22 protein-coding genes and 1 pseudogene are annotated in these 23,195 nt (G+C 72.6%); 13 read left to right on the top strand and 10 right to left on the bottom strand.

Annotated elements, in window-relative coordinates:
• Positions 1-258: 258 nt before the first annotated feature.
• The 4 genes from ACIREI_RS27525 to ACIREI_RS27510 all read left to right on the top strand — a co-directional run bounded on the left by ACIREI_RS27525 (position 259) and on the right by ACIREI_RS27510 (position 3,090).
• Complete coding sequence (locus ACIREI_RS27525; RefSeq protein ID WP_403337985.1) at positions 259-714, top strand: MarR family winged helix-turn-helix transcriptional regulator; 456 nt, start codon at positions 259-261, stop codon at positions 712-714.
• Positions 711-1,559 carry an ABC transporter ATP-binding protein gene (locus ACIREI_RS27520; RefSeq protein WP_403337983.1) on the top strand — a complete coding sequence of 283 codons (849 nt, stop codon included), beginning with the start codon at positions 711-713 and terminating at the stop codon, positions 1,557-1,559. Before ACIREI_RS27525 ends, ACIREI_RS27520 begins: the two co-directional genes overlap by 4 nt.
• The gene (locus ACIREI_RS27515) at positions 1,519-2,379 is read left to right on the top strand and encodes an ABC transporter permease (protein WP_403337980.1); all 861 of its coding nucleotides are present in this window, start codon (positions 1,519-1,521) and stop codon (positions 2,377-2,379) included. Before ACIREI_RS27520 ends, ACIREI_RS27515 begins: the two co-directional genes overlap by 41 nt.
• Positions 2,380-2,568: 189 nt before the next feature.
• Positions 2,569-3,090 carry a hypothetical protein gene (locus tag ACIREI_RS27510; protein ID WP_403337977.1) on the top strand — a complete coding sequence of 174 codons (522 nt, stop codon included), beginning with the start codon at positions 2,569-2,571 and terminating at the stop codon, positions 3,088-3,090.
• A gap of 63 nt (positions 3,091-3,153) precedes the next feature.
• Here the strand turns inward: ACIREI_RS27510 and hemC are convergent, their stop codons facing one another.
• Positions 3,154-4,089 carry a hydroxymethylbilane synthase gene (gene hemC, locus ACIREI_RS27505; protein ID WP_403337974.1) on the bottom strand — a complete coding sequence of 312 codons (936 nt, stop codon included), beginning with the start codon at positions 4,087-4,089 and terminating at the stop codon, positions 3,154-3,156.
• Between the two features lie 17 nt (positions 4,090-4,106).
• Complete coding sequence (locus ACIREI_RS27500) at positions 4,107-5,333, bottom strand: MFS transporter (RefSeq protein ID WP_403337971.1); 1,227 nt, start codon at positions 5,331-5,333, stop codon at positions 4,107-4,109.
• A gap of 142 nt (positions 5,334-5,475) precedes the next feature.
• Between ACIREI_RS27500 and ACIREI_RS27495 the strand changes: the two genes are divergently transcribed.
• Genes ACIREI_RS27495 through ACIREI_RS27485 form a run of 3 tightly spaced genes read left to right on the top strand, consistent with a single transcriptional unit; the run spans position 5,476 to position 8,315 of the window.
• Complete coding sequence (locus ACIREI_RS27495; protein WP_403337968.1) at positions 5,476-6,534, top strand: DUF5937 family protein; 1,059 nt, start codon at positions 5,476-5,478, stop codon at positions 6,532-6,534.
• Positions 6,535-6,543: 9 nt separating this feature from the next.
• The gene (locus ACIREI_RS27490; RefSeq protein WP_403337965.1) at positions 6,544-7,053 is read left to right on the top strand and encodes a MarR family winged helix-turn-helix transcriptional regulator; all 510 of its coding nucleotides are present in this window, start codon (positions 6,544-6,546) and stop codon (positions 7,051-7,053) included.
• Positions 7,050-8,315, top strand: coding sequence for a multidrug effflux MFS transporter (locus tag ACIREI_RS27485; RefSeq protein ID WP_403337962.1), 1,266 nt, complete (start codon positions 7,050-7,052; stop codon positions 8,313-8,315). Before ACIREI_RS27490 ends, ACIREI_RS27485 begins: the two co-directional genes overlap by 4 nt.
• Before the next feature lie 24 nt (positions 8,316-8,339).
• Here the strand turns inward: ACIREI_RS27485 and ACIREI_RS27480 are convergent, their stop codons facing one another.
• From ACIREI_RS27480 to ACIREI_RS27470, 3 genes are all read right to left on the bottom strand, one after another.
• Complete coding sequence (locus ACIREI_RS27480; RefSeq protein ID WP_403337961.1) at positions 8,340-9,116, bottom strand: NPP1 family protein; 777 nt, start codon at positions 9,114-9,116, stop codon at positions 8,340-8,342.
• Positions 9,117-9,296: 180 nt separating this feature from the next.
• On the bottom strand, positions 9,297-10,277 hold the full coding sequence (locus ACIREI_RS27475; protein ID WP_403337958.1) for an ATP-dependent DNA ligase: 981 nt from the start codon (positions 10,275-10,277) through the stop codon (positions 9,297-9,299).
• 101 nt (positions 10,278-10,378) lie between these two features.
• Positions 10,379-11,065, bottom strand: coding sequence for a response regulator (locus tag ACIREI_RS27470; protein ID WP_403337955.1), 687 nt, complete (start codon positions 11,063-11,065; stop codon positions 10,379-10,381).
• 347 nt (positions 11,066-11,412) lie between these two features.
• Here ACIREI_RS27470 and ACIREI_RS27465 point away from each other — a divergent pair, with 347 nt between their 5' ends.
• The 5 genes from ACIREI_RS27465 (at position 11,413) to ACIREI_RS27445 (ending at position 15,747) form a co-directional block, all read left to right on the top strand.
• Positions 11,413-12,063 (top strand): TetR/AcrR family transcriptional regulator, encoded by a 651-nt coding sequence (locus ACIREI_RS27465; protein WP_403337952.1) that lies wholly within the window; start codon positions 11,413-11,415, stop codon positions 12,061-12,063.
• A gap of 78 nt (positions 12,064-12,141) precedes the next feature.
• Positions 12,142-12,951: a response regulator transcription factor gene (locus ACIREI_RS27460; RefSeq protein ID WP_403337949.1), complete on the top strand. Its 810-nt coding sequence runs from the start codon at positions 12,142-12,144 to the stop codon at positions 12,949-12,951.
• A gap of 107 nt (positions 12,952-13,058) precedes the next feature.
• Positions 13,059-14,294 (top strand): cytochrome P450, encoded by a 1,236-nt coding sequence (locus tag ACIREI_RS27455; protein WP_403337946.1) that lies wholly within the window; start codon positions 13,059-13,061, stop codon positions 14,292-14,294.
• A 59-nt stretch (positions 14,295-14,353) separates the two neighbouring features.
• The gene (locus tag ACIREI_RS27450; protein WP_403337943.1) at positions 14,354-14,548 is read left to right on the top strand and encodes a ferredoxin; all 195 of its coding nucleotides are present in this window, start codon (positions 14,354-14,356) and stop codon (positions 14,546-14,548) included.
• Positions 14,545-15,747 carry an NAD(P)/FAD-dependent oxidoreductase gene (locus tag ACIREI_RS27445; RefSeq protein WP_403337940.1) on the top strand — a complete coding sequence of 401 codons (1,203 nt, stop codon included), beginning with the start codon at positions 14,545-14,547 and terminating at the stop codon, positions 15,745-15,747. The genes ACIREI_RS27450 and ACIREI_RS27445 overlap by 4 nt, the downstream gene beginning before the upstream one ends.
• A 59-nt stretch (positions 15,748-15,806) precedes the next feature.
• Here the strand turns inward: ACIREI_RS27445 and ACIREI_RS27440 are convergent, their stop codons facing one another.
• A complete protein-coding gene (locus ACIREI_RS27440) occupies positions 15,807-16,793 on the bottom strand; it encodes a YncE family protein (protein ID WP_403337937.1) in 987 nt (328 codons plus the stop codon).
• Between the two features lie 178 nt (positions 16,794-16,971).
• Here ACIREI_RS27440 and fes point away from each other — a divergent pair, with 178 nt between their 5' ends.
• Positions 16,972-18,228, top strand: coding sequence for an enterochelin esterase (gene fes, locus ACIREI_RS27435; protein ID WP_403337934.1), 1,257 nt, complete (start codon positions 16,972-16,974; stop codon positions 18,226-18,228).
• A 26-nt stretch (positions 18,229-18,254) separates the two neighbouring features.
• Here fes and ACIREI_RS27430 read toward each other — a convergent pair whose 3' ends face one another.
• The 4 genes and pseudogenes from ACIREI_RS27430 to ACIREI_RS27415 form a co-directional block, all read right to left on the bottom strand.
• A complete protein-coding gene (locus ACIREI_RS27430; protein WP_403337931.1) occupies positions 18,255-18,431 on the bottom strand; it encodes an MbtH family NRPS accessory protein in 177 nt (58 codons plus the stop codon).
• Positions 18,428-22,315: an amino acid adenylation domain-containing protein gene (locus ACIREI_RS27425; RefSeq protein ID WP_403337928.1), complete on the bottom strand. Its 3,888-nt coding sequence runs from the start codon at positions 22,313-22,315 to the stop codon at positions 18,428-18,430. The genes ACIREI_RS27430 and ACIREI_RS27425 overlap by 4 nt, the downstream gene beginning before the upstream one ends.
• Complete coding sequence (locus tag ACIREI_RS27420; RefSeq protein WP_403338038.1) at positions 22,312-22,539, bottom strand: phosphopantetheine-binding protein; 228 nt, start codon at positions 22,537-22,539, stop codon at positions 22,312-22,314. Before ACIREI_RS27420 ends, ACIREI_RS27425 begins: the two co-directional genes overlap by 4 nt.
• A 9-nt stretch (positions 22,540-22,548) precedes the next feature.
• Positions 22,549-23,175: pseudogene (locus ACIREI_RS27415) on the bottom strand (isochorismatase family protein); the annotation flags it as partial.
• Between the last annotated feature and the right edge of the window lie 20 nt (positions 23,176-23,195).

Raw genomic sequence — 23,195 nt, 5'->3', positions numbered from 1 at the left:
TGCTGACTGGACAGACACCGTGGGAGGCGCGGAGTCGGACCTCAGGAGGACATCCCGGGGCCCGGTGGGCCGGCTTCCCACGGACGTGCCTCCTGTCCGAAGCACATATGGGTGAATTCCCCCCTGAAACGGAATCTGAAACAAATTTCGTGAATGCCACTTCGTGTCGCCGTCGCATGACTCTGTGTTTGCGGAGAAACGGCGTCCCCATTGCCCACCCTTGGTCCATTACCTCTGTTACAGAGCTAATCTCGTGACATGACGCAGGAGAACTTCCCGGAGGAGCTGGCCGACGCGCTCGTCGCGGTCCAGCGGCTGATCCGGCGCAGACTGCGGCGGGAGATGCCCGCCCCGCAGCTGCGCGGTGCCGAGGTGGAGCTGTTGCGGCTGGTAGTGGAGCGGCCCGGCATCGGGATCTCGGAGGCGGCCAAGGAGCTGTATCTGGCGGGCAATTCGGTGTCGACACTGGTCAACCAGCTGGCCCGACAGGGCTATCTGGTCCGCGCGACGGACCCGGCCGACCGGCGCGCCGCCCGACTGCTGCCCACCCCCGCGGCCGAGGCCCGGCTCGGCGAGTGGCGCAAGCGGCGCGCCGATCTCGTACGACGCCAGGTGTCCGGCCTCGACGAGGCGGACCGGGAGACCCTGCTCGCGGCGATCCCGGCGCTGCGCCGACTGGCCGGCACACTGCGCGAGGAGACGGAGGGAGCATGACCCGAGAAGTCGCCGAAGCGGTGATCTGCACCGGGCTCGCCTATGCCTTCGGTGAGACCAACGCGGTGGACGGACTCGACCTGACGGTGCGGCAGGGCGAGGTCTTCGGACTGCTCGGCCCCAACGGCGCCGGAAAGACCACGGCCATCCGCTGCATGACCACCCTCCTGCCGGTGCCCGCCGGCATGGTCCGCGTCTTCGGGTACGACGCCGCGGACGACCGTATGGCGGTGCGGCGCCTGCTCGGCTACGTCCCGCAGCAGCTGTCCGCCGACGCGAGCCTCACCGGCCGCGAGAACGTCGCCCTGTTCGCCCGCGTCTTCGACGTGCCCCGCCGTGAACGCGCCGAACGGGTCGGCCAGGCGCTGGCCGCCGTCGGCCTCACCGACGCCGCCGACCGGCTCGCCGGCACCTACTCCGGCGGTATGGTCCGCCGCCTCGAACTCGCCCAGGCCCTGGTCAGCGCGCCCCGCCTGCTGATCCTCGACGAACCCACCATCGGCCTCGACCCGATCGCCCGCACCGGAGTGTGGGAGCACATCGGCGCCGTCCGCGCCGCCACCGGCATGACGGTCCTGGTCACCACCCACTACATGGACGAGGCCGACCAGTACTGCGACCGGGTCGGCCTGATGCACCACGGCCGCATCCGGGCCCTCGGCACGCCGGCCGAGCTCAGGGAAGGGCTCGGCGCCCGCCGACGTGCCGCGGGGGCGGCCGACACCGACCCGCTGCCCACGCTGGAGGACGTCTTCCGCGACATCGCCGGCAGCGGACTCGACGAGAGTTCAGGAGACTTCCGCGATGTCCGAAGCACCCGCCGCACCGCCCGCCGCGTCGGCTGACCGGGACCCCGCCCACGGCATCGACCTGCTGCTGCGGCCGCCCGACCCCCGCCCCGGCTGGCGACTGCTGCCCGCCCGCGTCGCGGCGATGTGCGCCGTGGAACTGCAGAAACTGCGCCACGACCGCACCGAGCTCTACACCCGCGCGGTCCAGCCCGCCCTCTGGCTGCTGATCTTCGGCCAGACCTTCACCCGGCTCAGGGCCATTCCCAGCGAGGGCGTCCCTTACATCGACTATCTGGCCCCCGGCATCATCGCCCAGTCCGCGATGTTCATCGCCATCTTCTACGGCATCCAGATCATCTGGGAACGCGACGCCGGCGTCCTCAACAAACTCCTCGTCACCCCGACCCCGCGCTCGGCCCTGATCACCGGCAAGGCGTTCGCGGCCGGGGTGAAGTCCCTGGTCCAGGCCGTCGTCGTGATCGTCATCGCCGCGCTGCTCGGCGTCGCGCTGACCTGGAACCCGCTGAAGCTGCTCGGCGTCGCCGCGGTCGTCGTCCTCGGATCGGCGTTCTTCTCCTGCCTGTCGATGACCATCGCCGGCATCGTCCTCAGCCGCGACCGGCTGATGGGCTTCGGACAGGCCATCACCATGCCGCTGTTCTTCGGCTCCAACGCCCTCTACCCGCTGTCCGTCATGCCGGGCTGGCTCCAGGCGGTCAGCAAGGCCAACCCGCTCAGCTACCAGGTCGACGCCCTGCGCGGCCTCCTCCTCGGCACCCCGGCCCACCTCGCGCTCGACTTCGCCGTCCTGCTGGTGGCCGCCGCGCTCGGCATCGCCGCGGCCTCCTCGCTGCTGGGCCGGCTGGCTCGCTGATCTTGGTGTCCAACGTGATGTGCGGCACGTGCCCGAACCCGGCCGTCGGCCCAGAAAGCGGATTCTTCCTGCCCACGGCTTGATCGGTGATCAAGGGGGCGAATGGGCAGGCCACCGCGCATTCTGCTCATTTGACAGTGCACACGGCGCAAAGATAGGAAGCAGCTCTCTGAGGTCGAGAGGTGGACTGTGTACGAGCCGAACGTGGTCGGGGACTGGCACGAGTACGACGAGCATGCCGGTCTGCGTGTCCGCGTCCACCGCCTGGAAGCCGCCGAGCCGCCGCGCGGACGGGACGACGCCGCCGAGGGCCTGACGTACTTCAGGCTCCGCGTCACCGTCGAGAACCGCGGCGAGCGGCACCTCGGCATCCACCTCGAGGACGGCCAGATCGACGTGCGGATCGGCCGTGACGGCGAGGCGGCGTTCATCGACTGGCGCAACTCGCAGTTCATCGAGGGCTTCGACGTCTATCCGCTGCGCCGGGCCACCGCCGTGCTGTACGCGGCGGGTCCGGAAGCGAGCCTGAGCCAGGTCGATGTGCAGATCCAGCTGCGCGTCGAGGAGGAGTGGGCCGACCGCCGGCTGTGGACCGGCGGCCTCGGGCTGCAGGAGAACTCCGTCGGCGCCCACACCGCCACCCTGCGCGACGGCCTCGCGCTCCAGGTGAGCAACTTCCTGCGGGAGCAGGCCGAAGAGGGCACCGCCTGACGCGTCGCGTTCCGGCGGGGGAAAGCGTCGTCCGACGCGGGAACGCCCTCCGGGCCCGAGGCCTCAGTGGGGGATGCCGTCGATGATCTCCCGTGCCCCCTGACGCAGCAGCGCGACCGCCACCGACGTACCGAGAGTGGCCGGGTCGAGGCGGCCGGCCCACTCGTGGGCGTTCAGCCGCGTCTTGCCGTCCGGAGTGAACACACAGGCCCGCAGGGACAGTTCGCCGCCCCGGTCCACGCGCGCGTACCCGGCGATCGGGCTGTTGCAGTGCCCCTGCAGGACATGCAGGAACATGCGCTCGGCGGTGGCCTCCCGATAGGTGTCCGGGTCACCGAGGCCGCTGACCGCGTCGATGAGCTCGGTGTCGCCCTCCCGGCACTGCAGCGCGAGGATGCCCGCGCCGATCGGCGGCATCATCACCTCGGGGGAGAGGATCTCGCTGATCACGTCGGGGCGGCCGATGCGCTCGAGGCCGGCCACCGCCAGCAGCAGCGCGTCCGCCTCGCCGGCGGCCAGCTTCTCCAGCCGCCGGTTGGCGTTGCCGCGGAACGGCACGCACTGCAGGTGCGGGTGGGTGGCGGCCAGCTGGGCGACGCGGCGCACCGAGGAGGTGCCGATCCGGGTCCCCGCCGGCAGCTCGTCCAGCGTGAGGCCCTCGGGATGGATGAGGGCGTCCCGGACGTCGTCCCGCTTCAGGAACGCGGCGAACGTCGTGCCCGCGGGCAGCGGCCGGTCGGCGGGGATGTCCTTGACGCAGTGCACGGCGAGATCGGCCTCGCCCGCCAGCAGCGCGGCGTCCACCTCCTTGGTGAACGCCCCCTTGCCCTCGACCTGGGACAGATCGCCCATCCACTTGTCGCCGGTCGTCTTCACGGGCACGACCTCGGTGCGCACACCGGGGTGGAGGACCGCCAACTCGGCGCGGACACGCTCCACTTGGGCGAGCGCCATGGGCGAGTCACGGGAGACGATACGGATCAGTTCAGGGACGGACATGCGGACACGATAGACCGTCACCACCCCGCGTCCGTACGGGACCGCCCCATTCCCGCCCGGCCCTCGCCGCCCGCCCCGCCCTCGACACCCGCCCGCACCGGCCGGACCAGCACCGCCAGCGCCACCGCCGTCAGCAGCCCCCCGACCAGGAACGTGCCGCGCACCCCGACCACCGGCAGCAGCACGCCCCCGAGCAGCGCACCGGCGGCGATGCCCACGTTGTAGGCGGCCGAGTTGGCCGCGAGGGCGGTCTCCGTGCGTCCGGGCGCCACCTGGAGAACCCTGCTCTGCGATGCCATGAAGGTGGTCGCGACCGAGGCGCCGAGCAGCATGATCAGCACGACGCTCGCCGCCAGGACGTGGCCCGTCGCGTGGAGGCCGAGCAGCGCCACCGCCTGGGCCGCCACCGGCACGGCCAGGGTGGCCCGCGGAAAGCGGTCGAGGAGCGGCCCCGCCACGGCGACCCCGGCCAGCGCCGCCCCGCCGAACGCGAACAGCACGCCGCTCACCGCGTCCTCGCCCAGTCCGCTCACCTCGTCGAGGAAGGCGACGACGTAGGTGAACCCGGCGAAGAAGCCGGTCACCGACAGGGCGGTCACGGTCAGCACGACGTAGAACCCGCGCCGGTCGGGGGTGGCCCCGTACGCGGAGTGGCCGTCCTCCGGGCGGGACGAGGGCAGCAGGACGCCGATGGTCACGAGCGAGACGAGCGCGAGTATCCCGAGCAGCGCGAAGGGCGTTCGCCAGCCGGTGTGCCCGCCCAGCCAGGTCCCGGCAGGCACCCCGGCCACCGTCGCCAGGGAACCGCCGACGGACAGCAGCCCGATGATCCGCCCCCGGCGCTCGGGCGGAAACAGCCCGACCGCGACCGGCCCCATCACCGACCAGAACAACGCCTGCGCCATCGCCGTCGCCACCCGTGCCGCGAGCAGCAGCCCGTACGACACGCCTCCCAGCGCCGACACCCCACTGGCCACGGCGAGCAGTCCCAGCAGCCCCGCGAGCAGATACCGGCGTGGCAGGGACCGGGTGGCATGGGCGAGGGGCAGCGACACGACGGCCACGGTCAGGCCGTACCCGGTCACCAGGGCGCCCACGGCCGGCAAGGAGACCCGCAGGTCGTCCGCCATGAGCGCGAGCAGGCCGACCGGCAGGTTCTCGGTGGTGTTGAACGTGAACGCCGCCAGCATCAGCGCCGCGACGACGGTGGCACGCCGCCAGGGCGCCGGACGTACCCTGCCCATGCATCCGCCTTTCCGCGAGGGGGAGCCGGGGCAAGCGTGCCGGTCGGCGGCGGGCGCCTCTACTCTTTCGGTCCAGGACGAATCATCCGGCCGGTGCGAGGCTTTCGATCCGGACGAATCGCTGCTCACGACGGGGGTCGCCATGCCGTTCGCCCTGCACCTCGGCACCGACGACCTCACGCGCTGCCGGTTCGCGATCTCGCCGCTGTGCCAGACCCACGAGGCGCTGCGCCTGCTCCGCCGGCCCGCCCGGCACGGCTACCACCAGGGCTGGTTGCGCCGTATGCGCCGTACGGTCGCCGGCCTCGACCTGGCACCGCTGTGGCTGTTCATCCCACCGCCCGGCGGCTACACCCCGGACTTCCTGGGCCCGCCGCCGCAGGAGCCGTATCCCTCCATCGAGGACGAGTTGGCGCGGATGCGTGCCACCGACCCCGGCCTGGCCCACGCGGAGATGACCCGCTCGCTCGAGTGCACCCCGGGACTCGCCGAGTCACCCCAGGGGCGCGCCGCGCTCGACGACCCGGCCGTCACCGTACGGCGCCTGGCCGACCTCACTGAACAGGCCTGGCACGCCCTGCTCGCACCGGACTGGCCGCGCCACCGCGCCGTTTTGGAGGCGGACATCGCGCACCGCTCGCGCAGGGCGGCGGACGCCGGTCTCGACGGGCTGCTCACCGGGCTCCATCCAGCTGTCGACTGGGCGGGCCACACCCTCACACTGCGCGAGTACGGCGATGTGCCGGGCGCCCAGACCCCCGACGGCAGAGGGGTGTTGCTCATGCCGAGCGTGTTCGTGTGGCCGGACGTGGTCAGCGGCTTCGCCCGGCCCTGGCAGCCGACCGTCATCTACCCCGCCCGAGGCATGGGCCGCCTGCACACCGCCCCCGCACCGCGCCCGGCCGGGGCACTCGCCCGGCTGCTGGGGCACCAGCGCGCCGCCCTCCTCGCCGATTTGACCACCCCGTCCTCGACGACGGACCTGGCCCGCCGTCACGGCCTGGCTCCCTCCACCGTGTCGGCCCACCTCTCGGTCCTGCGGGAGGCCGGCCTGCTGGAGTCCCGGCGTCAGGGCCACTACGTGCTGTACGGGCGAACGGCCCTGGGTGAGGCCCTCGTCGACGGGGACCCGGAAGGAAAGGAAAAGCTTGGTGTTTTGTGGCGTGAATCGGCACTCCATCTGCCATCTACCAAGCTTTAGCATGTCATCATGGATGTGACTGACGAGGACCTCCACACCGCCGAAGAGCTCCGGTGGGGCATCTCACGACTGGCCTCCCGGTTACGGGCGGAGCACCCGGGAAGTGCGCAGCCGCTGCCCAGGCTGTCCGCCTCGCTGCTGTCCCACCTCAAGCACGACGGCCCCCTGTCGGTCAGTGAACTGGCGGCTATCGAGGGGGTGCAAGCTCAGTCGCTGACCCGGGTGCTCCAGGATCTCGAGCACCAGGGCAGGGTGACGCGGACCCGGAGCGCCGCCGACAGGCGCCGTCAGGACATCGCGCTGACGGCGGCGGGTGAGCAGGCGCTGCGTGAGCATGTGCGGGACGGCAATGCCTGGCTGGCCACGGCACTCACGCGCCACATGTCGCCCGCCGAGCGCGGGTTGCTGCTACTGGCGGGCCGGCTCATGCAACAACTGGCCGCAGCGGAGGCCGGGTTCGCGGAGCGGGAAGAAGGCGGGGGCCAGGTGGCACCGCGCGGCACGGCGGGTCCCCTGTGAGCACGCGGGACGCATGGCCGGGGCAGGAACACCGGTCGGCCGAGGACCGGTCACCGGCGTCGAACTGGCTTCTGCTGACGGTCCTGGCAGGTCTCGGGGCGGCCAGTCCGTTGGCGACGGACATGTATGTGCCCGGACTGCCGGACATGGCGCGTTCGCTGGGGGCGTCGAGCGCGGGAACGCAGCTGACCCTCACGGCGTTCTTGCTGGGCGTCATCGTCGGGCAGCTCGTCCTGGGACCGATGAGTGACATGGTCGGCCGACGGCCCGTACTCCTGCTGGGCACGTTCACGTTCGCCGTGTTCAGCCTGGGATGCGCGTTCGCGCCGACGATCGAGGCGATGACCGTACTGCGTTTCGGGCAGGGGGTGGCGGGGGCAGCCGGCATCGTGGTGGGGCGGGCCGTGGTCGTCGACCTGTTCCACGGCCCCGAACTGTCCCGGGTGTACGCGGCCTTGTCGGGTATCGGGGCGCTGGGGCCAGTGCTGGCACCGGTGCTGGGCGGGGGCCTGCTGGCCGTGGCACCGTGGCGGTTCGTGTTCGTCGTCCTGGCGCTCGCCGGGGTCGCCCTGATGCTGGGCATCGCACGGGGCGTGCCGGAGTCACTCCCCCGTGGACGGCGCACGGAAGGCGGAGCGGGCGGGGCGCTGCGGGCCACCGGGGCGGTGGCGGTGCGCCCGGGCGTGCTCGTACCGGTACTGACGATGGGCTGCACCGGGGCGGCCACCTTCGCCTACATCGCCGGGGCGACCTTCGTCCTGCACGACCTGCTGCATCTGTCACCCGCGATGAGCAGCCTCGTCTACGGAGTGAACGCGCTCGGCAGTCTGGGCGCCTCCCTGCTCTACGGGCGGTTGGCCCGTCGGCACCGGCCGGAAACACTGATGGCCGTCGGCGCGGCGGCCGGGCTGGCGGGCCAACTGGTTCTGCTGACCCTCACCTCCGGGGGAGGTGGTGGCCTGTGGGCCACGTGGCTGTGCCTGCTGGTGTCGGTCTCGTCCTTCGGGTTCCTCTTCCCGTCCCTGACCACCGTGGGGCAGAGCCGCGGACGGGACGCCCCGGGAGCGACGTCCGCACTGCTGGGCGCGGCACAGTTCACCTTCGGCGCGGCCGCTTCCCCGCTCATCGGCCTGTTCGGCACGCGCAGCGCCGCACCGATGGCGCTGGTCATGGGTGCTTTCCTGGCGTTGGCGACCGTGGGGGCGGTCGTGTGCCTGCGCCAGGAAAGCCCTGTCTTCGTCACGGGCGGACGATCGACGTAGGTTTCGCCGGCCCGACGGGGTTGATCAGGCGTACGGGTCGAACGCGATGCCGGACGGCTTCGCCGACGCCAGATGGTTCGTGAAGTTGGCGTCCTTCAGGCCGAAGTTGGCGCTGCCGAAGTTGTAGGCGACCAGCTTGTCGCGTACGCCCGACGGGTAGCCGTTCCAGCCGACCAGCGGCGGGTACTGCCAGGTGCCCTTGTGGTTCTCCGGCGGCTCGTCGTTCGAGTTGGCCAGGCGGAAGCAGTGCGTGCTGATGCCGTCCTTGTGGTACACGATCTTCGGGTGCGTGCCGTCGAAGCGCACCGAGGACGCGGCGCTGATGGTGAACGAGCCGTGGTTGGACGTCGAGACGTACTGCACCGCGTTGTTCTGCACCCACACCACGACGTGCTCCCAGTCGTGCCGGTGCCCGCCGATGCTGCTGCCCGCCACGGCCTGGTCCTTCTCGAAGTACAGGCCGTACATGTAGGCGCACCAGCCGTTGTTGCACTTGTAGCGGGAGTAGCCGTTGGTGTTGTCGAGGTCCGAGGCGTCCCGGCAGTCGCCGCTGAGCGAACCGGTCGGGTTGAGACCGCCGTTGACGGTTCCGTCCGGGCCGATGGCGGGGGTGGAGTAGCAGCCGTCGGTGTCGTAGTCGTAGGCCGGCTGGTACGTCTTCTCGGCCGTGTCGGCGTTGGCGGGCAGCGCCGACGGCGGGGCCGCGAAGGCCACGGCGGGGAAGGCGATGACGAGGGCGGCGGCACCGGCGAGACCGGTGAGCCATCTCCTGCGGTGGGTGCGGAACGTCTGTGACGACACTGCGTCCTCCTCCTGGTTCGGGCGCAGCCGGAACGGCTGTGGGGGGAAAGGCAGTTCAGGATCCTGGCTTTTCACTTCCGTGCCAAGAGTCACGGACGTACCGGTGGTAACGATCAGTGCAACAGTCGGGGGCGGGGCGAACTCGGTGGCCAGACCGGGCACTTGAGGGCCGAAGTCGCGTCACACGCCGTCGTCCGGCAGATCGGCCGCCGCGTCCTCCGGCGCGAGGTCCGGCCTGAGCCGCAGCCAGGACGGCTGGCGCAGCATCCCGGAGCGGGTGCGGACGCTGTAGCGGACCTCGCCGACCAGCCGGGGCAGCACCCAGTGCGCGCCGGGCACGCGTGGGGCGGGGTCGAAGGGGCAGGTGTCCGTCTCGGACGCCCGCAACAGATCGGCCAGCCGCGTCCGTTCGGCCTCGCTCCAGCCGGTGCCCACGCCGCCGACGTACCGCAGACGTCCGGCCGCGCGCTGTCCGACCAGCACCGCGCCCGGCAGGCCCGTGAGCCGTCCCTTGCCGGGCAGCCAGCCCCCGACGATGACGTCCTCCGTGCGCATGTTGCGGATCTTGATCCAGGCGCGGGAGCGCACCCCGGGCTCGTACACCGAGTCCAGCCGCTTGCAGACGAGCCCCTCCAGACCGTGCTCCAGCGTCGCCCGCAGGGCCTCGGCGCCGTGTCCGACCAGCGCCCCCGGCGTCGACCAGAACGGCCCGCTCAGGCCCAGTTCCTCCAGCCGCCCGCGCCGCCGGGCGTAGGGCAGCGTGAGCAGCGAGCGGCCCGCCAGGTGCATCACGTCGAACAGGACCAGGTGGACGGGGGTCCGAGCCGCCATCCGCGCGGCCCGTGCCGGAGCGTGCGCCAGGCCCATGCGGGACTGCAGCAACTGGAAGTCGGCGCGGCCCTGTTCGTCCAGCGCCAGAATCTCCCCGTCCAGTACGGCGCGGGTGGTGCCGAGCGCTCCGCCCAGCGGCGCCAGTTCGGGGTAGGCGGCCGTGATGTCCTCGCCGGAACGGGCGCGCAGCAGCAGGCTGCCGTCGCCTTCCAGATAGATCACCGCGCGCTGGCCGTCCTGCTTCGTCTCGTACGCCCAGCGCGCGTCCTGCGTGGCGGGCGGCAGGGTGCCGGGCGTGGCGAGCATGGGAGGGATCAGCGGCAGACTCACGGGTCAGTTGTCGACGGTCCCGTCCGCCGCCACGCGCCCCCGCCGTCGTTTTCCCCTGAACGGCGGCCGAGGCGTCCGTCCCCCGAACAGCGCAGGGGCGGTCAGCCGTCCTCGTTCGGCGGCAGGGCCCGCACCAGACCCGACTGGTAGGCCATGACGACGAGTTGGGCCCGGTCGCGGGCGCCCAGTTTCGTCATGGCACGGTGGACGTGGGTGCGCACGGTCAGCGGGCTGACGAAGAGCTTCTCGGCGATCTCCTCGTTGGAGTGGCCCTCGGCCACCCAGGCCATGACCTCCCGCTCCCGGGCGGTGAGGGCGGCGAGGTCCTCGGGCGCGGCGGACTGCGAGCTCTCGGCGGGAGAGGCCAGGAACCGTGTGATCAGCGTGCGGGTCGCGCTGGGGGAGAGCAGGGACTCGCCGGCGGCCACGGTCCGGATGCCGTCGAGGAGCACGTCCGCCGTGACGTCCTTGCCGAGGAAGCCGCTCGCCCCGGCCCGCAGCGCCTGCGCGACGTACTCGTCGATCTCGAACGTGGTGAGGATCAGCACGCGCACCGCCGTGAGGTCCGGATCCGCGCAGATCGCGGACGTGGCGGCCAGTCCGTCGGTGCCGGGCATGCGGATGTCCATCAGGACCAGGTCGGGGTGGTGGACCCGGGCGAGATCGAGGGCCTCGGCGCCGTCGGAGGCCTCGCCGACCACCTCCATGTCCGCGCAGGAGTCGATCAGGATCCGGAAGGTGGCCCGCAGCAGGGCCTGGTCGTCGGCGAGCAGTACGCGGATGGTCATGGGCGGGGTCTTCCGGTTCCGGAGCGGTCGGGTGCGGGTGCGGGTGCGGGTGCGGGTGCGGGTGCGGGTGCGGGTGCGGTGCGGTGCTGACGAACGAGAGGTCTTCCCGCCTCGGACATCTGCCAGGGTCCAGGGAACAACCCGGCACGTCATCGTGCGTCTGCCGACATTCGCCGGTACTCGGAACGCAGTACGCGCCAGGGGCAAGGTCATCCCCGAGGGGGAGCAGGGCCCGTCCGCACGGCCCGCGTTCAATCACGTGACTTAGATTGTAGGCGTGCGAACCCGTGACGGCTCGAGGGACTGGCCGCCGCGTGAGTGTGGGAAGTCCCGGTGCGGTGGTGATCATGGCAGGCAGGACCTTGCGCGAGGAACAGGTCAACGCGACCCGGGAGCTGCTGCTGACCGCGGCCGAGCGGCTCTTCGCCGAACACGGCGTGTACGCGGTGTCCAACCGCCAGGTCAGCGAGGCCGCGGGGCAGGGCAACAACACCGCGGTCGGCTACCACTTCGGCACCAAGACCGACCTGGTCCGCGCCATCGTCCGGCGGCACGCCACGCGCATCGAGGACATCCGCGCCCGCCTGGTCGCCGGCCTCGCGGACCCGGACGACCTGCGCGGCTGGGTGGACTGCCTGGTCCGCCCGGTGCTCGAACACCTCGCCGCACTCGGCAGCCCCACCTGGTACGCGCGGTTCTGCGCCCAGGTCGTCGCCGATCCGGCCCTGCACCGGATCATGGTTGAGGAGGCCCTCGTCTCCCCGGCGCTCCAGGAGATCATCGAGGGGCTGAACCGGTGCCTGCCCGACCTCCCCGCCGAGGTCCGCGCCGAACGCGGCGAGATGGTCCGCCACCTGATCGTCCACGTGGCCGCCGAGCGTGAGCGCGCCCTCGCCGAGAACACCCCCACCCCTCGGGCCACCTGGGATGACGCCGCCACCGGCCTCGCCGACGCCGTCGTAGGCATGTGGCTGGCGCCCGTCACACCCGGCCGCTGACCGCCGCCGCACAAGGAGTACGACCGTGAAAGCGACTCTTGGCCAAGGCCGCCGGCGCGGCGCCGGACGGGGCCGGTCATGAGCCCTCGGCGGACGCCGGCGCCCCTGGACAGCACCCCCGGCGACAAACCCGCCCTCGCGCGCGGCGCCGGCCAGCACGTCCTGGTGGTCGCGGGCGAGCCCGGCCTCGCCGAACTGCTCTCCACCACCCTGGAGTTGGCCGGCTACCGGATCAGTCTCAGCGGCACCGGCGCCGAGGCGCTGGCCCGCGTCGCGCGGCACCGCTTCGACCTGGTGGTCTTCGACACCACCCTGCCGGACATGGCGAACTTCGGCCGGGAGCGCCGGCCCGCCCTCCCGCACCGCCCGCCCGTCCTCCTCCTCACCGAGTACGAGCATCTGCACCGGCTCGTGCCCGAACTCGGCCTGGGGGAGCGGGACTACGTCACCAAGCCGTTCCGGGTGGCCGAAGTCCTCGCCAGGATCCAGGTGCTGCTGCGCGGCCCCCGCCCCGGCCCGCCCAGGGGCAACCCGCTGGAGTACGGCGACCTCGTGCTGGACGACACCGTGTGCCGGGCCCGGCGCGGGACGCGGTCGCTCGACCTCACGCCCGCGGAGTACCGGTTACTGCGTCATCTCCTGGGCAACGCGCACCGGGTGCTGTCCAAGGAACAGATCGGCCGCTATGTCTGGGACGACCACCGGGGCGACAACGCGATCGAGCAACTCGTCTCCCGTCTGCGCCGCAAGGTGGACCGGGGCGACGACCCGGCGCTGATCCACACGCGCCGCGGCTTCGGTTACTGGCTGGGCTGGGCCGGGCCGAGAGCGGTTCCTGACGTCCGCCTGTGTGATCTGGGCCACGTCAGCCTCCTGTCAGGAAACTGACCGGAAGGCGTCAGACCCCTCTGTTTGCATGTGCTCATCGAGGCCTCGACACCCTTCGCCCCGGCGCTCCACGCCGACCGGAGCCCCCCCCACGTCCGAGGAGAACCATGGCCGACACCTCCCTGACCGGTCCCGCGCACCAAGTGCCCGACTCCGTCCCCGAGTTCCCGATGCAGAGGTCCTCCCGCTGCCCTTTCGACCCGCCGCCCGCGCTCAAGGAGCTGCAGGCACAAGGGCCGCTGACCAAGGTGCGGCTGTGGGACGGCAGTGAGCCCTGGCTCGTGACCCGGTACGCCGAGCAGCGCGCCCTGCTGGGCGACCGGCGCGTCAGCGCCGACACCGACCAGCCGGGCTATCCGACCAAGGCCGGCCCCGAGGCCGGCGAGGGCAAGCTGAGCTTCATCATGATGGACGACCCCGAACACGCCCGGCTGCGCCGGATGGTGACGGGCCCGTTCGCCGTCAAGAAGGTCGAGGCGCTGCGGCCCGCCGTGCAGCGCATCGTGGACGGCCTGATCGACGACATACTCGCCGGCCCCGGCCCGGTAAACCTCGTGGACGTGTTCGCCCTGCCGGTCCCGTCACTGGTCATCTGCGAGCTGCTGGGAGTGCCGTACGAGGAGCACGAGTTCTTCCAGGAGAACACCAAGACGATGGTGCGTACGACCGCCACGCCCGAAGAACGGGGTGCGGCGAGCCGCGAGGTCGCGGGCTATCTGGCCGGCCTGCTGGGGAAGCGGCTCGCCGAGCCGCAGGACGATCTGCTCTCGAGCATCGCCGCGCGCATCACGGCCGGCGAACTCACGCACCAGCAGGCGACCGAGATGGCCCTGCTCCTGCTGATCGCGGGCCACGAGACCACCGCGAACATGATCGCGCTCGGCACCCTCGCCCTGCTCCGGCACCCGGATCAGCTCGCCCTGCTGCAAGAGACCGACGATCCGAAATTCGTGGCCGCCGCGGTCGAGGAACTCCTGCGCTATCTCCACATCACCCATCTGGGCCGGCGCAGGGCGGTGACCGAGGACATCGAGATCGGCGGCCAGGTGATCAAGGCCGGCGAGGGCGTCATCATGGTCAACGAGATCGGCAACCGCGACCCCGAGGTCTTCGCCGACCCCGACCGCCTCGACCTCACCCGCGACGCCCGCCGCCACGTCGCCTTCGGCTTCGGCGTCCACCAGTGCCTGGGCCAGCCGCTGGCCCGCATGGAGCTCCAGGTCGTCTACGGCACCCTCTACAAGCGCATCCCGACGCTGAAGCTGGCCTGCGCGCCGGAGGACGTCCGGTTCAAGACCGACGCGTTCATCTACGGCGTCCACGAGCTGCCCGTCTCCTGGTGACGGCCGCGCAACCACCCACCGAATCGACAACAACCGCCTGTGCAGAAGGGAAACCGACCATGAAGGTGGAGCTGGAAGCCGACAAGTGCGTCGCGTCCGGACAGTGCGTGCTCGCCGCCATGGACGTGTTCGACCAGGACGACGACGGGATCGCGATCCTGCTCGACGAGCGGCCTGCAACCGAACACCTCGACGACGTGCGCGAGGCCGTGGCGATCTGCCCGGCCGCCGCGATCAGGCTGGTGGACCAGTGAGGCGCATCGCCGTCGTCGGCGCCTCGGCCGCCGGGCTCGCGGCGGCCGAGACGCTCCGCCGCGAGGGCTACGACGGCACGCTCACCCTCGTGGGCGACGAACCCCTCGCCCCCTACGACCGTCCGCCGCTGTCCAAGCAAGTGCTGGCCGGCGAGTGGGAGCCCGGGCGGCTGGCCCTGCGCACCCCCGACCACCTGGCCGGCCTCGACCTCGACCTGCGCCTCGGCGTGCCGGCGTCCGGACTGCGACTCGCCGACAGGACGGTGGAGCTGGCCGACGGCTCGACGGTGCCGTACGACGGGCTGATCCTGGCCACCGGAGTGCGGCCACGACGGCTGCCCGGTGCGGGTGGGCATGTGCTGCGCACCCTGGACGACGCGGTGCGGTTGCGGGACCGGCTGGCGCCGGGCAGGCGACTGGTCGTGGTCGGCGCCGGGTTCCTCGGGGCCGAGGCCGCCGCCGTCGCCTGGCGGCTGGGCTGCGAGGTGACGCTCCTCGAACCGGCCCCGGTGCCGCTGGCCCACGCCGTCGGCGCTCAGGTCGGCGAGGTGCTGACGCGCGCCCATCGGGACCGGGGCGTGGACCTGCGCTGCGGGGCCACCGTGACCGAGGTGACCGGGGACGGCGTGCGGCTCGCCGACGGCGAACTGGTCGAGGCGGACGAGGTGCTGATCGCGGTCGGCTCGGTGCCCAACACCGAGTGGCTCGACGGCAGCGGGCTCACCGTCGGCGACGGCGTGGTGTGCGACGAGTACTGCGAGGCCGCGCGGAACGTGTACGCCGCCGGGGACGTCGCCCGCTGGTACAACCGGCTGTTCGGGCTGCCGATGCGGATCGAGCACCGCACTCATGCCGCCGAGCAGGGCATGGCCGCGGCCCGCAACCTGCTCGACCCCGACGCGCGCACATCGTTCGGGCCGGTGCCGTACTTCTGGTCCGACCAGTACGACATGAAGATCCAGGCGTACGGGTATCTCCGCGGGCATGACGAAGTCGCCGTCGTGGAGGGCGAGTTGGCGCAGGGCCGGTTCGTGGCCGCCTACCGCAGGGGCGAGAAGGTGACCGGGGCGCTGGCCGTTGGGATGCCGCCGAAGGCGATCCGGCGGTGGCGGCAGGCGATCGCGACGGGCGCGGACTGGGGCGGGACCGTGCCGTCCCAGCCGCGGGCCGAGGCCTTGGCGGGCGGAACATCCGCCTGACGTGCCGTACCTGACCGGGGCCCGGCGGACCACAGATGTCCGCCGGGCCCCGGCGCCTTTCAGCCGCCGACGCGGATGCGTGTGACCTGGTCCTCTCCGCCCGCACCGGCGCCGGACTTGTCGACGACGTACGCCGTGCGGCCCGCCACCTCGACATGGTTGGGGTTCGCGCCCGTGGCGACGGTCCCGACGACCGAGGCCGCCCGGGGGGCGACGACCGTGACGTTCGCGGCCGTGCGGTTGACCACCAGGACGTTGCCGCCGCGGTCGACGGCGGCGACGGACAGCGCGCCCGCGCCCGTGGCCACCGACTTCGCGACGGCGCCTGCGGCGAGGTCGACGACCGAGACGGTCCCGGCGCTCTGGTCGGCCGTGTACGCGGTACGGCCGTCGGCGGACAGCGCGAGGGAGATCGGGCCGTCACCGGCGGGGACGAACCTCGGCGTGTCCGACTTCGCGGACACCTCGATGATCCGGTCGCCGTTGAGGTCGGAGGCGTAGACCGTGCCGGTGGACTCGTTCACGGCGAGGCCCGCCGGGCCGGCGCCCTCGACGGTGATGCGCCGCTTCTCCTCGAAGGTCTTGGAGTCGAAGGCGACGACGCTGCCGTCGCCGAACCCGCTCGCCCACACGGTGTCGTGCCGCTCGTCGACGACGATCTCGCGGGCGTGCGCCACGTCCGGCAGGGTGGCCAGGTGCGCGCCGGTCCGCTGGCTGTAGACGGCGACCGTGTCGTCGCGGGTGTTGGTCACCCAGACCGTGTTGTGCTCGTCGTCGACCGCGACGCCGTACACCGCCTCCCGGGCGCCGGTCGTGGCGTCGGTGACCGGCGGGCGGCCCACGGAGACGGTGACCCAGAGCGCGTCATTGCGCTCGGAGTACGCCGACTGGTACAGGCCCCGCACCAGGGGCGCGGTGGTCACGGCCGACTCGGTGGTCCCGGCCGCGGCGGTGCCCGACAGGGCCACGGTGCTCCCGGCGGTGAGGGCGACGGCGACGGCCGCGGCGAGGGCCGTACGGCGGGTGGTGCGGACGGATGAGGTCATGCTGAGTCAACTGCTGTGGATGAGAGAACAGTTGGAGGAGCAAGGCCTGTTCGGGCCGGTCGGTGCCCACTGGGCCGGAGCTGTGTGTGGCGGGTCACGGGGGCCACTCCTGGCCGGCAACGGGAGGTTAGGGTGGCCTAACCGCAAGAACCGCCCCGTCGTCCGGAGTCCGCCGCCCATGCTCGTGCCCCCTCCCCCCGGCGAAGCCCCGCGCCACCCGCCCCGTATGGCGCGGCCCCGCCCGGTGCCCCGGCTGCGGACCCCGGCCGCGGCGCTGCCCGGGCCGGACGGCGTCGCGGAATTCTGGGCCGACGTCCGCCGCCGGGGCACTCCGTGCACGGGCCCCGACCCGCAGGGCAGCGCCGAGCACCACGCCGTGACGTTCCTGTGGCGCGGCACCCCCGCCACCCGTGCCGTGCAGGTCCTGCCGAACAAGCTCGGCGACCCGCGTGACCCCGAGGGCAACCTCATGGAGCGCGTCCCCGGCACCGACGTCTGGCACTGGACCCTGCGCCTGCGCCACGACTGGCGCGGCACCTACGACCTCTACGTCGACGAGGGCGACGGCCCCGCCCCGGGCACCCCGGCCTACTGGTCCTGGCTGCGCACCCGCCGCCGCACCGACCCCTTCAACACCCGTACGCTGCCCCACCGTTGGGACGGCGGTGCCGTGTCCTTCGCCGAACTCCCGGCCGCTCCGCGCACTGCGGACCGGGAGCCCCGGCCGGACCTCGCCCACGGCACCGTCACCGAGCACGAGGTGGACAGCGAGCACCTGGGCGCGCGCCGACGCGTCTGGCTGTACCGACCACCGCTCACCGCAGCGCAGTCGGAGAAGCTGCCGGTCCTGGTGCTGTTCGACGGCGAGCACTGGCAGCCCAGGCTCGGGCTCTCCCGGCTCCTGGACGCCCTCATCGCCGACGGCCGTATCCCGCCCGTCGCCGCGGTCCTGCCGGACGCCGGGGACGAGGCCACCCGCTGGGCGGAGCTGTCCTGCCGACCCGAGTACGTCGACTTCCTCACCGGAGAACTGCTGCCCTGGGCGGCCGGGCGGCTGCCCCTCACCGACGACCCGGCGCGCACGGTGGTCGCCGGACAGAGCCTCGGCGGACTCACCGCCGCCTACGCCGCCGTCGTCGCCCCGCACCGGTTCGGCAACGCGCTCGTGCAGTCGGGCTCCTTCTGGTGGCCCGTCGGCCCGCAAGCGGAGTGGTTCACCCGCACCCTCGCCGGACTGCCCCGGCTTCCGGTGCGCTTCCGGCTCTCCTTCGGCGAGCAGGAGTGGGTGGCCCTGCCCGCGGCCCGGCGGCTGCGTGACACCCTCGCCGCTCTCGGCTATCACGACTCCTCCTACCGGGAGTTCAACGGTGGACACGACTACCTGTGCTGGCGCACGGAACTGGCCGACGGACTCGTCGAACTGCTGGGCCGCTGACCCGACGGACCGCCGCCCGGCCGCCGTCATCCCCGGCCCGCCTCCACCCGGCGCACACACGCCTCGTGCGGGGCCGGACCGAAACGGACCGCCCAGCCGGACGGGACAGCCCGCCAGGCCGGCCACAGGGACAGCCGTCCTTCGCCGTCCTCCAGCACCAGCTGCTGGTGACCGGAATCGAACGGGCCGCACTCGCGGGTCATGTGCCGAGCTCCTTCAGCCGGGCGGTGAGGTGCGCCGCGATCTCGTCGAGGTGCCGGTCCCGCAGCAGCTGCGGGTGCGTGCAGTCCAGGTCGTGGTTCTCGATCGCGCCGCTCACATGCGGGCGCCAGGCCCGGCGGGTCAGCCAGTCCTCGGGGCGCGGGGCGGCGGCCGTGAAGAACAGCACGTCACCCTCGTAGCGGCGGTGGTGGTGCTCGCGCATCATGCGGGCGTGGTTCGGCACGATGTCGACGATCCGCGCGAGGGTGTGCTCGGACAGACCCGCCAGCGGACTGCCCGCCCGGCGCAGGGTGGCCAGCACGTCGTCGCGGGTGCGCTCGTGCGTGCGGTCGAACCCGGCCATGCGCAGCACCGCGGTCAGCGCGTCGCCCTCCTCGGGCACGGGCCGTTCCCGCCACTGCTCGGCCGGGAACGCGTCGAGCAGGGCGAGGAGCTCCACCCGCTCCCCGGCGTCCTGGAGCAGGACGGCCACGGTGTGCGCGAGGACCCCGCCGACCGACCAGCCCAGCAGCCGGTACGGCCCATGCGGCCGGACCTCGCGGATCCGCCGGACGTAGTCCTCGGCCTCCTCCCGCAGGGTGCGCGGCAACGGCTCGTCGTCGGCCAGGCCGCGGGCCTGGATGCCGTACACCGGCTGCCCGGAACCCAGCCGGGCCGACAGCCCCGCGTAGCACCAGGCGATACCCCCCGCCGGGTGGATGGCGAAGAGCGGCGGCCGGTCTCCCTCGGGGCGCAGCGGCAGGACGACGTCCAGCGCGTCCCCGGACGCCGGTCCCGTGTCCGCCAGCCGGGCGGCGAGCGCGGCCGGCGTAGGAGCCTCGAACAGTGAGCCGATGGTCAGCTCGACGCCGAACTCCTCCCGTACCCGGGCCACCAGCCGCACCGCGAGCAGCGAGGTGCCGCCCAGGTCGAAGAACGCGTCGTCGGGCCCGGCCTGTTCGACGCCGAGCACCTGCGCGAACAGCAGCGTCAGCGCTTCCTCGCGCGCGGTGACCGGGCGCCGCCCGCCCTCGCCGCCGGCGAAGACCGGCGCGGGCAGCTCACGGCGGTCCAGCTTCCCGTTGGGGCTCAAGGGGAACGCGTCGAGGGCGACGACGGCGGCCGGGACCATGTGCTCGGGCAGTTCGCGTGCCAGCGCGGCGCGTACGGCGGCGGGGTCCGCCCCTCCCGTCACATAGCCGACGAGCCGGTCGTCGAGCACCAGGGCACAGGCGCCCTCCACCCCCGGCTGTGCCGCCAACGCGGCCTCGATCTCGCCGAGTTCGATGCGCTGGCCGCGCAGCTTCACCTGGTGGTCGGTCCGGCCGAGGTACTCCACCTCGCCCCGCTGCGTCCAGCGGGCCAGGTCGCCGGTCCGGTACATCCGGCTGCCCGCGGGACCGAACGGGTCGGCCACGAAGCGGGTCGCCGTGAGCTCGGCACGGTTGAGATATCCGTCGGCCAACTGCGCGCCCGACAGGTACAGTTCGCCCGGCACGCCGGGCGGGCACGGTTGCAGGCCGGCGTCGAGGACGTACAGCCGGGTGTTCCACACCGGCCGCCCGATCGGCACCGGGCCGCGGTCCTGCGGATCGCAGGCGTGGTACGTGACGTCGACGGCGGCCTCGGTCGGCCCGTACAGGTTGTGCAGCTCGACGTCCGGCAGCAGGCGCGCGAAGGCGTTCGCGGTCTCGCGGGGCAGGGCCTCACCGCTGCAGAACACCCGGCGCAGGACGCCCGCACAGCCCGCCGCGTCCGGCCCCGTCAGGAAGACCTGGAGCATCGACGGCACGAAGTGGCAGGTGGTGACCGCCTGTTCGCGGATCAGCCGGGCCAGGTGGACGGGGTCCTTGTGCCCGCCGGGCTCGGCGACGACCAGCGCCGCCCCTTCACGCAGCGGCCAGAAGAACTCCCACACCGACACGTCGAACGACGACGGTGTCTTCTGCAACACCCGGTCCCCGGCGGTCAGCCGGTACTGGTGCTGCATCCAGCGCAGCCGGTTGTCGATCGCCCCGTGCGGAACGACGACGCCCTTCGGGCGGCCCGTGGAGCCCGAGGTGTAGATGACGTAGGCGGGATGGGCGGGCGTCAGCGCGCGCCCCGGAGTCACCCAGGGGTACGCCGACACATCCAGCCCGTCCAGCACCACCGACGGAGCCCCGGTGCCCTCCGGGAGACGGCCCGCCCGGTCGGTGATCGCACACACCGGCTCCGCGTCCTGGAGCATGAACGCCAGCCGCTGGGCCGGATAGTCCGGGTCCAGCGGAAGATACGCGGCCCCCGCCTTCAGCACGGCCAGCAGCGCGACCACCAGCTCCGCCGAACGCGGCACCGAGACCGCCACCACCGCGCCCGGCCCGGCGCCCAGCGACCGCAGGTGATGGGCCAACTGGTTGGCGCGTACGTCGAGTTCTGCATAGGTGAGGGTGGTGTCCCCGTACACCAGGGCCGGTGCGTCCGGGCTCCGCGCGGCCCGCGACTCGATCGGACCGATCAGGGTGGTCAGCGGCAGCGCGCGATCCGTGCGGTTGAACTCGTCGAGGACCAAGGCCCGTTCGTCGAGCGTCGCGATGCCGTGGGCGGCGAGCGGCAGATGCGGGTCCGCCTCGGCGAGCCGCTCCAGCAGACGCACGAACCGTTCCTGGTGCGCGGCCAGTTCGGTGTCGCCGTACAGGGCCGGGTTGCCGTCGTGGTCGACGCGCAGGCCGCGGCCGTCGGCGCGGTCGTAGACGTTGACCGTCAGGTCGTCGACGGGGCCCGCGGACAGGTTCCGGGCCCGGGCGGACGCACCCGCGAACGTGACGCCGTAGTCGAACGGCATGACGTTGACCAGCGGGCCGACCAGCCCGCGCGTCTCGCCGAGCAGTCCGAGGTCGCGGCGGATGTCCTCGTAGCGGTACCGCTGGTGGCGGCGCACCTCGCGGATGCCGAGGACCACCTGGCGGACCAGCTCGGCGAAGCTCGCCTCCGGCGAGACCGTCAGCCGCAGCGGCAGCACGTTCATGACCATGCCCGGCACACGCAGCGCCACCGAGCCCATGCGGCCCATCATCGGCAGGCCCAGCACCACGTCCGAGCGGTCGCTCGCGCGGGAGGTGTACAGGGCCTGAGCGGCGATCAGCACGTCCGGCCAGGTGGCCCGCAGCCGGGTCGCGAGCTCGCGCAACCGCTCGGTGGCCGCCGGTCCCACGTGGGCCGTACGGCGCAGGAACGTCCGCGAGGGCAGCGCGCCGCGGCCGGCGAGCCGGGGTGCCTCCGGACGGTCGGCGAACGCCTCCCGCCAGTGGTCGCGGTCCGCCGCGAAGGCCGGCGAGGCACGGTAGGCGGCATCGTCCTCGACGAGGTCGGCCAGATGGCCGAACGTGCGGGGCGCGGGCTCCTCACCGCGGGCGAGCGCCGAGTACACCTCGGCGGTGCGCCGCACGAGCAGCGAGTAGCCGTAGCCGTCCATGACGAGGTGATGGATGCGCTGGTACCACAGCCAGCGCTCCTCACCGACACGGAACAGGGCGTGCCGGAAGAGCGGGCCGGTGCTCGGGTCGCACGGCTCGGCCAGGTCGGCGCGCATCCACGCCTCGGCCCGCTCCTCGGCGTCGGCCGTGGAGCGCAGGTCGTGCACGGTGAGCGGCAACTCGATGTCGGGAAGGACGCGTTGAACGGGACCGTCGGGGGAGTCCTCGACCACCACGCGCAGGGCCTCGGCCTCCGCCGTCACCCGGCGCAGGGCCGCGGCGAAGAGGTCCGCGTCCAGCGGGCCGTCGATCTCCAGGCACTCCGCCGTGTTCTGCGCGGGGCTGAGCGGATCGAGGGCCTGCGCGTACCACATCCCCGACTGCGCCGCCGTCAGCGGCAGTACGGTCTCGGGTGCGAGCGTGACGGTCATGCCACCCCCAGCCGTGACGCCCAGGCCGAGATGGCCGGCTGTTCGGCGAGGTCCGCGAAGTCCGCCTCCACGTCGTGCACGAGGCGCCAGCGCTCCAGCAGGGTCATGATGCGGACCGAGTCGAGGCCGTGGTCGACGAGGTTCTCGTCGACGGGGATGTCCGCGGGGTCCTCGCCGAGGCATTCGGCGACGTCCTGGCGGATCTGATCCAGGGTGAGCGCCATGGCTCGGGCCTCCTTGAAGAGCACGTCGGTGGTGGTCACGACCGCGCAGCGGCCGGCGGCCCAGCGCAGGGCCATGTCGTGGTCGGCGCGGGAGAAGTCGGCGACGGCGTCGGCGACGACGAACGCCTGGATGTCCCGGCTCCACGCGTCGGCGGCCGTCATCAGGACGCCGATGTGCGCGTACACGCCCACGATCACCAGCTGGTCGCGGCCCGACTCCCGCAGCAGCGCGTCGAGTTCGGTGCGGACGAACGCGCTGTACTTCCACTTGGTCAGCACGGTGTCACCGGGCCTCGGGGCGACCTGCGCGGGCATGGCCAGGGCGTCGGCGTCGTCCGCGACGCCGGGCCCCCAGAAGTCCAGCTGGAGCCCGCGTTCCTCGGGCGTCTGCCCGCCTCGCTGGGCCGAGTAGGCGACCGGCACACCGAGTCGGCGGGCCTCCTTCAGCAGGCGGGCGGTGTTGCGGAGCAGGCCGGTCAGGGGCTGGGCGCCGGCCGGGAACGCGGACAGGAAGTGGTGCTGGAGGTCGTGGACGAGCAGTAAGGCGCGCGCCGGGTCCACGGTCCACGACACGCGGTTGACGGGCAACTCGTCCGCGACGGGGAGCGGGTAGGGGGAAATGGCGGGAAGTGCCATGGAAACAGGGGCCTTTCGGA

This window comes from Streptomyces sp. NPDC093591 (assembly GCF_044764885.1).
In the GTDB taxonomy this organism is placed as follows: Bacteria; Actinomycetota; Actinomycetes; order Streptomycetales; family Streptomycetaceae; genus Streptomyces.
This window is presented reverse-complemented; position numbering and strand designations above follow the sequence as displayed.